The sequence below is a fragment of the Colwellia aquaemaris genome (genome assembly GCF_057548755.1).
The window spans coordinates 140,812-154,376 of sequence record NZ_BAAJLV010000001.1 but is presented as its reverse complement, the minus strand read 5'-3'; the positions used below and the strand labels follow the sequence as shown (position 1 = coordinate 154,376).

Here is a 13,565-nt window from a genome sequence, read left to right as displayed (position 1 = left end):
GACATTTGATACTTGCTCACCTTAACAAAACAAAACCATTTATAAAGTATTTATTGATATCAAGGCCAATAAAAGAAAATTTACAAATTTTATCTTCAATTTGCTCTTTTTTAGCGATATTAACGTATTTAACTATGGCACTTTTACACAATTTACTAGAGAATACTTAGTATAAGATTATCGTCGTAAGGTTTAATAAGGTTGGAATAGTGAAGTACCATGATTCCATAGCACAAGCCGAACAAAAAATGCACGCCGCCATAAAACAATTGCAGTTATGGCATATACCGGCGACGCCAATTAATTACGCTGTTAGTTATGATTATCTTAATAAATCGTCAAAAGCCCTCAATAGCGCAATCGAAAAACAACTTGCAACAGGAAAAAAGCTTGATAACTTTTTTTTAGAAGAAGTATATCGCCAGTTTGTTTTGGGGCAGAGCGCACTAAATGGCGAGCTAATTGATGATCTAGACGAAGTACTCGTTGAGTTAAAAGATAACAGTAAGAAATCACAGCATTGTACCGAGCAGCTTGTTAATCAATTAGACGATAATATCTCAAGTTTAAAATCACCGGATAAACGCCAAGTTTTTTCTGCAATTAAGCAAATTCGTCAAGCAACGCAACAGTTTAAACTTCAACAGCAAAAGTTAGCACAGCAGTTACTCGCATCTCAACAATCCACTGATAACCTAAGAAGTGAATTAGATGATGTCAAAAAGGAAATTTACCTAGATCCTTTGACTGGCTTATATAACCGAAAAGCTATGACTAAACATTTAGATATCTGGCTATCAGACAATCCAAATAAACAAGTCGCTGCAATTATTGTTAATATTGACCATTTCTCAAAGATGAACGAGCAGTTTGGTCCATTAATTAGCGACGTATTGCTAACAAAAGTGGCAAATAAAATTAGCAGCTATGTTGGCGAAAGTGGTTTACCGGTACGATCTGCTGGTGATGAATTTTTAATATTACTACCTGATTTAGAACGTAATATTGCCGGAGAAATAGCGGAAAAGATTAGACAAGGCGTGGAAAAATTACGGTTTGTTAGCAGTAAATCTGGTGCTCGCTTACCACAAATGACCTTAAGTATTGGTGTTAGCGACTACAATGTTGCTACCAGCCCCAATTCAATATTAAACCAAACGCGCCAGTTAATTAATAATATTACCAGTAACATCACTAATCATGTGCATATTGCTAAGGCATAAAAACTTAGCAATGAAAACAAAACCACTTAGAATACATTAGTTATATGTCGTCTATTGTTGCTAGCTGAGCTGATAGCTCGGCAATATCATTTTCACCATACACATTTATTCCATGGTCCTTTAACAATTTGCTTGTTATGCCTTGTCCGGAAATTTTTTGTCGGGTAAAGGAACCGTCATATATCGTTTTACTGCCACAAGATGGACTCGACTCTTTCAGTAGGGCAAAACGAATATTATGTTGTTTACATAGCATTAATGCAGCGTTTGCACCACGGGTAAACTCTGCGGTTACATCTTCACCTTTATTGGTAATAACCTGTATTACATTACCTGGTTGAATTTCTGCAGGAGCACGTGGAATTGACAAACCACCCGCCAATTCAGGACAAATCACCACTAATCTCTGTTGTTGCTGCCAACGTTGAATAACTCTCGTGGTTAATAAATTATCACCGCCATCGTATCTAACCTTATTACCTAAAAAACAACTGCTAATGAGTATTTTTTCCATAAACTTTGCTCGCCTATACCGATAAAATCAATCTATTGCTGAAAATATAAACAAAGGTCAATCGCCCAAATGCTTATCGTAGCAGTTTTTGCAGGGACAACAGGGCTGCTTGATCTTGATCTGTTGCGCATTCAAACCAACAAGACTGACTATACTCTTCGAAAGTTAGTAACAGGTGAGCATCAGCATAAAGTAAACGTAAGCAATGTAAATCTGCCCCTTGAATACGCTCGGTAACTTGTGCAGATATTAAAGACAATAGCTTGTCACTTAATTTTGCATAATCGTCCATTGACCACTCTCGATTAAACTGTACTTGTAGTACACCTTCGCCGACTAAGGTTATTTCAGAAATTTCAATTTCATTATCTGTCTGCATAGATAATAAGTACTCCTGTAAGATAATTTAATTGACTAAAACTTGTGCTAGCGCAACTAAATATAAGATAAATTTAACAACTGGCACGATACCAAAAAAAGCAAGGACAACTGATTATTTTTTACATATAATCAAGTAAGGATCCTTTAAAATTAGTTATCAAAGAGAGATAATATTTATGAAAAAACTTACTTTAGCTGTTGCTGCTACTGTTATGATGGCTTCACCTGTATTCGCTGGCGACGCAGCGGCTGGTAAAGCTAAATCAGGTATGTGTGCCGCTTGTCACGGTGCTGCAGGTATTTCTGCAGTTCCTATGTACCCAAATCTTGCTGGTCAAAAAGAAGCATACCTTGCTAAGCAATTAAAAGATTTTAAATCGGGCGCCCGTAAAGATCCAGTAATGGCACCAATGGCGATGGCATTATCTGACGAAGATGTAGCTAACATTGCTGCATACTACGCAAGCCTAAAATAATATTAAGCTCTGCTATTATAGAAAAGCGCTACTTAGCGCTTTTTTTGTTTCTACCTATTTACACTATATGTTGCTTAATCAAGGATAAAAAGGGTTCACCATAACGTGCCAGCTTAGTGTCACCAATACCACTAATATTGAGCATTTGTGCTGAGGTAACAGGCTGCACACGTGCTAATTCGGCTAGCGTGGCATCATTGAACACAATAAAAGGCGCGATATCTTCAAGCGCTGCAATTTCTTTTCGTAATGATCTTAACTTAGCAAATAACGCTCTATCATACACTTTACCTTGCTTATTCCGTTGCCAATAGCTGGCTTTTTGCAATCTTGGTGCCGCAAGCATTAATGGCTCTTGTCCTTTTAAAACACCACCTGCAGCCTGTGTTAAGCATAAATTTGATTGCGCAGCAATATCTTGCTGCAAATAGCCCAAATGAATTAGCTGTCGAATAATAGAAAACCAATATCCTGGTGTTTTATCTTTACCAATCCCAAATGTAGAGACTTTATCGTGTGCTAATTGGCGAATTTTTTCATTACTGTTATCAGCTCTTAATACAGCAATAACATGTTCAATATCACCACTTTGCTCAATACGATAAACGCAAGACAATACTTTTTGTGCCGCTTGTGTGGCATCAAATTGGCTAGGTGGGTCTAAGCAAATATCACAGTTACCACAGCCTTGTTCGGTAAACTCGGCAAAATAATTTAGTACTACGCGCCGACGACAAGTTTGCGCATCAACAAAACCACGCATTGCTTGAAAACGTTGCATTTCAACGTTCACACGCTGTTCGTTTTCACCTTCTAAGATACGTTTGCTGATCCGTTCAACATCTTTATCGTCATGCAAAAATAGTGCTTCAGCAGGCAAACCATCTCGACCGGCGCGACCTATTTCTTGATAGTAAGACTCTAATGTTCTTGGGGGCTCATAGTGAATAACATAACGAACATTAGACTTATTTATACCTAAACCAAAAGCAACCGTTGCCACTACTACCTGCACATCATCTTTAGCAAATTTGTCTTGAATGATATTACGAATTTCTGGCTCTAAACCGGCATGGTAAGCTGCACAATTAATACCTGATCCTGCCAATGACTTAGCTAGCTTTTCCACCTGCCAGCGACTATTGCAATAAATAATGCCGCATTCATCTTTACGTTTTTTAATATAGCCGAGAGTTTGCTGCTCACCTTGATACTTTTCCGCCAAGGTAAAACGAATATTTGGTCGGTCAAAACTATCAAGATGAATATAAGGATCATGTAAGGCAAGTTGCTGCAAAATATCTCTACGAGTTGTAACATCAGCGGTAGCAGTCAGTGCCATAACGGGCACATTAGGGAAGTGCTGCTTAAGTAAATGTAATTGAGTATATGCAGGGCGAAAATCATGCCCCCATTGTGAAATACAATGGGCTTCATCAATTGCGAACAAACTAATATCAAGCTGCGACAAACCTTGCACAAAGTAATAATTTTTCAAGCGCTCTGGTGCAACATACAGAAGTTTTATTTCTCCTTGTCCTAAGCGTCGAAAAATATCATTAATCGTATCACTGTTAAGTGATGAATTAACGTAAGCCGCTGAAATTCCTTGTCTGATCAAACCATCTACTTGATCTTTCATCAAGGAAATTAACGGCGAAATAACTATAGTTACTCCCGACATTATGGTTGCCGGCAACTGATAGCACATCGACTTGCCACCACCTGTGGGCATTAACACCAAACTATCTCGGCCTTGAATTGCTTGTTGAATAATTTCTTCCTGACCGGGTCGAAATGTTTGATAGCCAAAATGGTGTTTTAGGGCTTCTGTTAATGTTGTTGATGACGTGGCGTGCAACAGATAATCTTCGCTTGATAAAACCAGCGGTTATTTTAACGCAGTAGTCGCCTTGTGCAGAGAATTATTTTCATTATCTAAGATTAAATATGAATACCTTGAAGATAGTAAAGTTTGCTTTTCAACTGCCTGCGGTAAACTCCTTTTAGTACAGCACACGAACTGGAGATCAACAATGGCAACAAAGACTAATGCTCAAAACTGATAATTAATGCTATCATTGCGCACTCTTGCCGAACATTTACCTATAAGCTAATACGCAATGTCAACAGCTCAACAAACTGCCTTACGTGGCGGTATAATTAGTGCCGTTAGTGCCTATACCATGTGGGGTATAGCACCATTATACTTCAAATTAATCCAACATATTGGTGCCGATGAAATTCTGGTTCATCGCGTCGTTTGGTCAACGCTGTTATTGCTATTAGTTGTATTGTTTTCTAATAAATGGCGTAGTTTTGTGCAAATAATTAGCCAGCCCAAAGTTGTATTACGCTTAACCATATCCGCCACATTTTTAGGCGTGAATTGGTTTATGTTCATATGGGCAGTCAATAATGATCATTTGCTAGATGCCAGTTTAGGCTATTATATTAACCCACTGTTAAGTGTTGCTTTAGGGGTAATTTTTCTCGGCGAACGTTTACGACCATGGCAAATATTTGCGGTTGTGTTAGCACTTATTGGTGTAGTTATTCAATTAGTTATTGCGGGTTCATTACCTATTATTTCTTTAGCTCTAGCGGGAACTTTTGGTATTTATGGCTTATTGCGCAAGAAAATGCCTGTTGATTCATTTGTTGGCTTATTGGTTGAATCTTTAATGATGCTGCCCATCGCCATTATTTATTGGCTATTATTTTTAGAAACCACCACAAGTAATATTTTAGCCAATGCTTGGTCATTAAATACCATCTTGATTTGTGCCGGTATTGTTACCACAGCGCCATTACTGTGCTTTACCGCAGCCGCCAAACGTATGACATTATCTGCTCTCGGTTTTTTCCAATATATTGGCCCCAGCATTATGTTTGTTTTAGCAACTTTTTATTATCAGGAGCCACTTTACTTTGCCAAGCTCGTCACTTTTGCTTGCATATGGACAGCACTAGCAGTATTTAGTTTTGATTCAATTAAAGCAAGAAGAAGGCATCAAAAAGAGGTTGTTAGCTAATAACTGCTCACTTTTCAGTAATAAAAAAAGAGTGTCTTTAAGACACTCTTATGTTCAGAACGCACAATATGTCACGATCACATCGATATGAAAGTGACCATGTTCAGGATGAAAGGTATGTCGCGATAGCACTGACCACCAAACATAATTGCCTATATTTTCAAACTGCTACGACTCTTCTAAAGCACCAACAATACTAACCTGATTACGACCATTTTCTTTTGCATAATATAATGCGCCATCCGCTAAACTCATTTGTTTAGCTAAGCTTTCTGCACTATTAAAGATAACACCTAGACTAACAGAGAAAGTAATTTGCTGCTGTTCAAAGGATAATTGCGCAACAGAAATTGTGCGGCGAAAATCATCTAACCGGTTATACAATTGATCTTCATCTAATCCTGAAATCAATATCGCAAATTCTTCGCCACCTAAACGGGCAATTAAACCATTGCCAAAATGTTTACGCATATAAAGTGCTAGAACCTTCAAGATGTGATCACCAGCATCATGGCCATAGTTGTCATTCACTTGCTTAAAAAAATCGATATCTAACATGGCTAATGCATAAGGGGTTTTATTGCCCGTAAATTCCGCAATATTAGCTTGCGCATCACGTATAAATGCCCGCCTATTAGGTAACTCAGTTAAGTAATCAGTATTTGCAGCTTTTTGTATTTGCTCAATATTATTCAAACTCTCAATATTTTGCGTAATACGACAATAAAACTCTTCCGGACAAAACGGTTTTCTTAAAAAGTCATCAGCACCGTTTTTAATAAAACGTGCGGAATGAACGCCATTACTGGCACCAGAAATACCAATAATAGCTAATTGTTCACGGCTATATAATTTACGAATTTCATTGGTTAGTTCAATACCGTCCATTACCGGCATTTCCAGATCGGTAATAACCATTTTAATATCATTGTGTTGGGCTAATACTTCCAACGCCCGCTGCCCATTGTCAGCGACATAAACATTGAAATTACGGCGCTTTAACAGCTCAACAACGTGATTACGTGCTGACGATGAATCATCAACCACCAAAATACCATTACCTTGGTTGGTTAACTGCCAATGCAAAATGCGCTTTAAATACAAAAATGCTTGGCTATTTTCTTTTGGAATGTAATCAATCACTGGCTGCGATAAAATCTTCTGTCGAGTGACATCATCCATTTTACCGGTCATAACCACACCCGGAATACCGTGAGATAGCACACAAGCAATCGCTTCACCATCACTAGCATCAGGTAAGGCATAGTCTATGGTGGCCGCAAAAAACTCTTTTTCTCCGCCCTGAAGAATTGCTTCAACTTCAGCTAAACTTGCCGCTACCGTAACTTGATAATTTAACGCTTCACCAATTTGTTTTATAACACGAGCTATCGGACGACTGTCTTCCACTACTAACAACTTTTTTGACATAATAATCCTACTTCCTCGTTCTTTTTTTATAACGCTTCTAGATTAGCATAGGCGACAACGAGCCATTTACTACCTACATCGGCAAAATTTACTTGAATTCGGCTTTGCGCACCACTGCCTTCGTAATTTAATACAACACCATCACCAAACTTTTTATGTCGAACATTCTGACCTAACTTAAAACCTGTGCTTTCAAAGGTTTCTAAAGTGATAGTCGAAGAAAAACGTCCAGTTGTTTTTGGGCGACTAACTTGGTTTTGCAGTCTAATTTCTTCAATACACTTATCAGGCAGCTCTTTAAGAAAGCGACTTGGCTTGTGATATTTTTCTTGGCCATACAAACGACGACTTTCCGCATGACACAAATACAGCTTTTCCATTGCCCGCGTCATTCCGACATAACACAAGCGACGCTCTTCTTCTAAACGGCTTATATCTTCTACCGATTGTTGCGATGGAAACATACCTTCTTCTAAACCAGCGATAAAAACAAGTGGAAACTCTAGGCCTTTTGCGGAATGCATGGTCATTAATTGCACGGCAGCTTCGTAATCATCGGCCTGCGACTCTCCTGACTCTAATGCGGCATGAGTTAAAAATGCGGTTAATTCACTTTGTTCCTCTTCTAACTCAGGGTCAATTTCAAAGGTTTGACAGGCAGTTACAAGCTCATTTAAGTTTTCAATTCTCGCTTCAGCACGCTCACCTTTTTCCGCTTGATACATAGCTTTCAAACCGGAATGTTGAATAACATAGTTTGCTTGCTGGTCTAAATTCAAATTACAAGAATCATCTTCAAGTTGGTCAATTAAATGAATGAACTGTTGAATAACTTTCGCACTACGACCTTTAAGTTGCTCATTTTGCATCATATGTTGGCATGCTTGCCACAAAGTGCACTCCAAGCTACGAGCAGCATCGCGCACTAAACTTAAGGTTTGGTTGCCAATACCACGCGCTGGCGTATTAATAATGCGTTCAAACGCCGCATCGTCATCACGATTATTTAATATACGTAGATACGCGAGGGCATCTTTAATTTCCTGACGTTCAAAAAATCGCAAACCACCATATATCCGATAAGGTAATTGTGCCTGAATTAACGCTTCTTCCATTAAGCGGGATTGCGCATTACTACGATATAAAATGGCAACATCATCAAGTGAACCATCATTTTTCTGCCAATCAGCGATACGGCCAGCAATAAAACGGGCTTCGTCGATTTCATTAAAAGCGGTATAAATAGAAATTTTCTCGCCAGCATCACCATCGGTCCATAAATCTTTACCTAAGCGATTATTATTATTGCCAATTAATTGATTGGCAGCCGTTAGAATATTGGCTGTAGAGCGGTAATTTTGCTCCAACTTAATGGTTCTTGCACCGTCAAAGTCTTTTAAAAATCGTTGAATATTTTCTATTTTTGCCCCGCGCCAACCGTAAATAGATTGGTCATCATCACCGACAATCATAACATTAGCACTTTTCTGGCCGAGCATATTCAGCCATGCATATTGAATAGCATTGGTATCTTGAAATTCATCTACAAGTAGATGGGAAAAGCGCTGTTGATAGTGTTGCAGCAATTCAGGGTTATTTAACCAAAGCTCATGTGCTCTTAATAATAATTCTGCGAAATCTACCAGGCCAGCGCGATCACAGGTATCTTGATATACACGATAAACCTTAACGTACATTTCTTCGGTAACGTCAAACTGCGTATCAATATGTTGCGGCCGTAAACCTTCGTCTTTTTTACCATTGATATACCAAAGAAATTGCTTTGCTGGCCAGCGTTTTTCATCAAGCTCTAATGAACGTACTATGCGTTTCACTAACCTAAGTTGGTCATCTGAATCCAACACTTGAAAACTTTGCGGTAACTTTGCTTCTTGAAAGTGCATACGCAATAAACGGTGCGCTAAACCATGGAAAGTGCCAACCCACATACCATGAACATTACCGTCAACGGTTTGCTCTACACGGGCGCGCATTTCTGCGGCAGCTTTATTGGTGAAAGTTACCGCTAAAATACTATGAGGGGAAGCTTGTTCAACTTTCATTAACCAAGCTATTCGTTGCACTAAAACACGTGTTTTACCACTGCCAGCACCAGCAAGTACCAACATGTTTTGTAGCGGAGCAGCCACCACATCACGCTGTTTATCATTTAACGAATCAAGTAGTTCAGAAACATCCATAGCAAAACAAAATTAATAACAAAAATATGCCGCTATCATAACAAGCTCAGCACTTTATTAGTAACTTTTAAGAAAAATCTTATCAACTAAAAAGAGCTAAAGTTTGATATTACTAGCAGTTAAGCAAGCATCTAAATACAGCTATGACACAAGTAACTATACAATGCTCAAAAGTTGTTCAACCTCATCAAGCATTAGGGTTGGTAAAACCGTTAGTGGCTTGCCAACTTGATATTTATTTAACCAAGCCGTTTGACAACCAGCATTAATGCCACCAATAACATCATTCTTACCGCAATCACCCACATGAAATAACTGTTGAGTGTTAATATTTAATGCCGAACAAGTTTTAATGAACATATCAGCGTCAGGCTTTAAACGATTTTCAATAGATGCATGAAAATGATGAGCAAAGTATTGGGCAATATTAATTTTATCGGTATCAACATTGCCGTTGGTAATCGCTACCAATGGTATTTTCCGCTGTAAAGCAGCAAGAAAGTCATGTGTTTTTTGTGGCAATGAAAAGTCACTACGCTGCACAACAAAATAATTTAATGCAGCATTCGCAAACTCTTCTGCCTCAGTACTTTTTAGCCCTAAAGCAAGTGCTCCAAGCAGGTAGCTCTTTTGTCGTAATAAGCCAACGTCATGCTTTAAATGTGGCCAATGTAAAATAGCCTGCTGACGGTATGGAAACCAAAAACGAAAATTATACGATGCCTTAGCGGTATCAATACCGTAGTCAGCCAACACACGCTTAAAATAAGCAGACATTTTTTTATCGGTCGCCTGCATTATCGGATGATTACTATATAAAGTATCGTCCAAGTCAAAACTAATAGCTTGAAATGGCAATAGGCGACGATAAAATCTCATAAAATATTATTTAATAAAGCTGTTGATGAAGTAACTTAGCAACCAATTTTTTAAATTGGTTAAGTAATAAGGTATCCATTCTAGGGTCAAAGTGTTCAGCGTCACGACTACTGATCGCCAAAAAGCCAATTTCTTCATCATGATGTGTTAAATGCACTAACACCACTGAGCCTTGGGTAGGTTCAGCAAAAATGAGCTCTTGCTCACTTTGTTGCAAACGACCAAAGTAATAACCATCTTTACTTAGTCGACTCTCAACTATATCTGAGCAATCAACGGTAACAATTGAACTGTGGCTGACAGCAGTTGGCTTGACTAACCAAAGTTTTAAGGCATCTAAAGATAACAATTGTGTGGTTGCCAAGTGCAAACAATCTAATAATTCTTCGGCGGTTGTACAGTCAAGCAAGCGTAAATAAAGATCGCTATACAGAGCAAATAATTGCTCATTTTGATTTGCAATCACCATCAATTGCGTAATTTCTTCTTCAAGACTATGAATTTTTTGTCTTTGTTGTGTAAGTTGGCGTTCGACTAAAGACACGGCACCGCGTTGATGATCTGGTAAGCGTAAGCCCGTAACAAACTCTGCTTGGCGATTAAAAAATTCAGGATGATCTTGTAAATAAGTTACGACCAATTCGTCGGTCAAACTAATATCGTTCGCTGTTATTGCAGATTCATTTACTGCTGATGTTTCTTTTGATTGCATAGCTTTATTTTTATCTTGTGTCATAAATTAATTTGCCCGTCGAATACATGAACCGCTGGGCCTGTCATTTTTACTGAGTTACCTGGGCCTTTCCAATAAATTTTTAATTGGCCACCAGGTAAGTCGACTAATACTTGTCGATTAAGCTTCTTTTGCATTTGCCCAATAACAACTGCAGCACAGGCACCACTGCCACAGGCAAGCGTTTCTGCTGCGCCACGCTCATAAACTCGTAGCTTAATATATTCCATCGAAACCACTTCCATAAAACTGACATTGGCTTGTTTAGGGAAACGCTCATGATGCGACAACGCCTTGCCCAATTTAGCAACAGGGGCTTGTTTCACATCATCAACAGTCAGCACACAATGTGGATTTCCAAGCGAAACAACGCCGCACAATACTGTTTCTTCTTCACTGCGCAGTATGTAGGTACCTTCGGCTTTTTGTGCGGTAAACGGAATTTTATTGGGCTCAAATTGTGGTACCGGCATATTGACTGAAACATTGCCATCACGCTCAATAAACAGTGTCATTTTACCCGATTGGGTCGATACTCTAATCTTATTTTTATTGGTTAGATTTTTTAAGCGAACAAACTTAGCGAAACAACGAGCGCCATTACCACACTGACCTACTTCACTGCCATCCGCATTAAAAATACGATAATGAAAATCTAAATCAGGATCATAAGGCGGCTCAACGACTAATACTTGGTCGAAGCCAACACCAAAATGCCTATCGGCAAGCTGCTTTATTTGTTCGTTCGACAAATAAACATTCTGTGTGACATTATCCAGCACCAGAAAATCATTACCTAGGCCGTGCATTTTAGAAAAATTTACTAACATTACTATTTATTCTCACACCATCACGGCAATAAGTGCTCACCTTGCCACAGTTGACTGTAGGTTTCACGTTCTCGTATTAAGTGGCTGTTATCGCCATCAACCATAACTTCTGCAGCTCGAGGTCGGCTATTATAATTTGAACTCATGGTAAAGCCGTAGGCACCAGCGCTACGCACGGCCAGCAAGTCGCCGGCTTCAATTGCCAAGCTTCGTTCTTTACCAAGAAAATCACCGGTTTCACAAATCGGCCCAACCACGTCGTATTGCGCTTCGGCAATATCGTTACGCAATTCAACAGGAATAATCGCTTGCCAAGCCTGATACAGCGACGGACGAATCAAATCATTCATTGCGGCATCAACAATAGCAAAATTTCTATCTTCGCTGGTTTTTATATATTCCACTTCTGTGACTAAGATACCGGCATTGGCCATAATGGCACGGCCTGGCTCATAAATCAGGTTTAACTCACGGCCAGCAAGCTTATCCGCAATGGCTTTAGCATATTCATTCGGGTGCGGTGGTTGTTCATTGTCATAACAAACCCCTAAGCCGCCACCAACATCAATATGTGAAATTGCAATGCCTTGGCAAGCGAGTTTATCAATCAAATTTAATACCCGATCTAAAGCATCTAAAAAAGGCAAAATCTCAGTTAGCTGCGAGCCAATATGACAATCGACGCCTTGAATATTTACATGTGAAAGCGAAGCAGCATAAGCATATAATTCAGGCGCTTTGTCGATGCTAATGCCAAATTTGTTTTCTTTCAGGCCGGTAGAAATGTACGGATGAGTACCGGCATCAACATCAGGATTAACCCGCAATGATATCGGCGCAACTATATCAAGCTTTTTAGCAACGTGTTGAATTCGCTCTAACTCTGCTGCCGACTCGACATTAAAACAATAAATACCTAGGTTTAAAGCAAACGCTATTTCTTCGGAGGTTTTACCAACGCCAGAAAAAACCACCTTTTTAGGGTCACCGCCGGCTTCAAGCACACGCAATAACTCGCCTTTGGAAACAATATCAAACCCCGAACCTAAGCGCGCCATAACATTAAGCACAGCAATATTACTGTTTGCTTTAACCGCATAACACACTAAATGAGGGCGTTCTCCTGCCGCTTGGTCAAACGCATGCCAATGTCGCTCTATGGTCGCTTTTGAATAAACATAAAGCGGTGTACCATAAGTTTTAGCTAATGCTGATACCGAACATTGTTCAGCAAACAGTGAATTTTGTTCACAATTAAAAAAGTCCAAGGGGCTATTCCTACTTTTTAATGATTTCGTCACCAGTTTTAGACGAGTTTTCTTGCTGTTGTTCAGGAGTTTGGTATAAAGGACCTTTAATACCACAGCCAGATATTGTGGCTAAACTAAACATAGTGATGAAAATAATTGCAATTTGTTTACGCATAATTGATTTATTCGATTTTTTTCCCATGATAGACGTTTTATAATCCCATGACCAATAATTACCAAGCAAAGATTAAACAATCACAACACTTAGGTAAATAAGGAATAGTTAATGAATGATAGCCAATACAATTTAGCCGCCGACGAAATATTATTAGCGGTAGAAGAAGCCATTGAAGACTGTGGCTGCGATATTGATTACGAAGGCGTTGGTGGCTTATTGACACTGACTTTTAAAAATGCGACTAAAATCATCATTAACAAACAAGCACCCTTACACGAAATATGGGTCGCAACGAAATTTAACGGCCACCACTTTCACTTTGAAAATGAGCAATGGCTTGATAAACGCGGCGGTGACGAGCTATGGACATTTTTGTCCAGCGCAGTCAGCAAACAAGCAGAAGAAAACATTGTCCTGTCTGCATAATAAATAAG

At 39.0% G+C, this 13,565-nt stretch carries 14 protein-coding genes; 4 read left to right on the top strand and 10 right to left on the bottom strand.

The window, feature by feature from the left end; all coding sequences use genetic code 11:
• Window positions 1-209 precede the first annotated feature (209 nt).
• A complete protein-coding gene (locus AC27HL_RS00750) occupies window positions 210-1,223 on the top strand; it encodes a GGDEF domain-containing protein (RefSeq protein ID WP_487078240.1) in 1,014 nt (337 codons plus the stop codon).
• Between the two features lie 40 nt (window positions 1,224-1,263).
• On the opposite strand, the gene AC27HL_RS00745 is transcribed toward AC27HL_RS00750, so the two are convergent.
• Window positions 1,264-1,737: a 2-thiouracil desulfurase family protein gene (locus tag AC27HL_RS00745; protein ID WP_487078238.1), complete on the bottom strand. Its 474-nt coding sequence runs from the start codon at window positions 1,735-1,737 to the stop codon at window positions 1,264-1,266.
• 73 nt (window positions 1,738-1,810) lie between these two features.
• Window positions 1,811-2,116, bottom strand: coding sequence for a DUF3630 family protein (locus AC27HL_RS00740; RefSeq protein ID WP_487078236.1), 306 nt, complete (start codon window positions 2,114-2,116; stop codon window positions 1,811-1,813).
• A gap of 178 nt (window positions 2,117-2,294) precedes the next feature.
• Here AC27HL_RS00740 and AC27HL_RS00735 point away from each other — a divergent pair, with 178 nt between their 5' ends.
• Entirely contained in the window at window positions 2,295-2,594 is a 300-nt protein-coding gene (locus AC27HL_RS00735; RefSeq protein WP_487078234.1) for a c-type cytochrome, read from the top strand.
• A 58-nt stretch (window positions 2,595-2,652) separates the two neighbouring features.
• Here the strand turns inward: AC27HL_RS00735 and recQ are convergent, their stop codons facing one another.
• Complete coding sequence (gene recQ / locus AC27HL_RS00730; protein ID WP_487078232.1) at window positions 2,653-4,455, bottom strand: DNA helicase RecQ; 1,803 nt, start codon at window positions 4,453-4,455, stop codon at window positions 2,653-2,655.
• A gap of 262 nt (window positions 4,456-4,717) precedes the next feature.
• Between recQ and rarD the strand changes: the two genes are divergently transcribed.
• Window positions 4,718-5,629, top strand: coding sequence for an EamA family transporter RarD (gene rarD / locus AC27HL_RS00725; RefSeq protein WP_487078230.1), 912 nt, complete (start codon window positions 4,718-4,720; stop codon window positions 5,627-5,629).
• Between the two features lie 168 nt (window positions 5,630-5,797).
• On the opposite strand, the gene AC27HL_RS00720 is transcribed toward rarD, so the two are convergent.
• The 7 genes from AC27HL_RS00720 to lptM form a co-directional block, all read right to left on the bottom strand.
• Window positions 5,798-7,060, bottom strand: a complete 1,263-nt coding sequence (locus tag AC27HL_RS00720; RefSeq protein WP_487078229.1) for a diguanylate cyclase — start codon at window positions 7,058-7,060, stop codon at window positions 5,798-5,800.
• A 26-nt stretch (window positions 7,061-7,086) separates the two neighbouring features.
• The gene (gene uvrD, locus AC27HL_RS00715) at window positions 7,087-9,261 is read right to left on the bottom strand and encodes a DNA helicase II (RefSeq protein WP_487078227.1); all 2,175 of its coding nucleotides are present in this window, start codon (window positions 9,259-9,261) and stop codon (window positions 7,087-7,089) included.
• Window positions 9,262-9,417: 156 nt separating this feature from the next.
• Entirely contained in the window at window positions 9,418-10,140 is a 723-nt protein-coding gene (locus AC27HL_RS00710) for an HAD-IA family hydrolase (RefSeq protein ID WP_487078225.1), read from the bottom strand.
• 10 nt (window positions 10,141-10,150) lie between these two features.
• Entirely contained in the window at window positions 10,151-10,876 is a 726-nt protein-coding gene (locus tag AC27HL_RS00705) for a DUF484 family protein (protein ID WP_487078223.1), read from the bottom strand.
• The gene (dapF, locus tag AC27HL_RS00700) at window positions 10,873-11,703 is read right to left on the bottom strand and encodes a diaminopimelate epimerase (protein WP_487078221.1); all 831 of its coding nucleotides are present in this window, start codon (window positions 11,701-11,703) and stop codon (window positions 10,873-10,875) included. Before dapF ends, AC27HL_RS00705 begins: the two co-directional genes overlap by 4 nt.
• A gap of 20 nt (window positions 11,704-11,723) precedes the next feature.
• Entirely contained in the window at window positions 11,724-12,971 is a 1,248-nt protein-coding gene (gene lysA, locus AC27HL_RS00695; protein ID WP_487078220.1) for a diaminopimelate decarboxylase, read from the bottom strand.
• 10 nt (window positions 12,972-12,981) lie between these two features.
• Window positions 12,982-13,155 (bottom strand): LPS translocon maturation chaperone LptM, encoded by a 174-nt coding sequence (gene lptM / locus AC27HL_RS00690; protein WP_487078218.1) that lies wholly within the window; start codon window positions 13,153-13,155, stop codon window positions 12,982-12,984.
• Window positions 13,156-13,239: 84 nt separating this feature from the next.
• Here lptM and cyaY point away from each other — a divergent pair, with 84 nt between their 5' ends.
• Window positions 13,240-13,557, top strand: a complete 318-nt coding sequence (cyaY, locus tag AC27HL_RS00685; RefSeq protein ID WP_487078216.1) for an iron donor protein CyaY — start codon at window positions 13,240-13,242, stop codon at window positions 13,555-13,557.
• The last annotated feature ends 8 nt before the right edge of the window (window positions 13,558-13,565 follow it).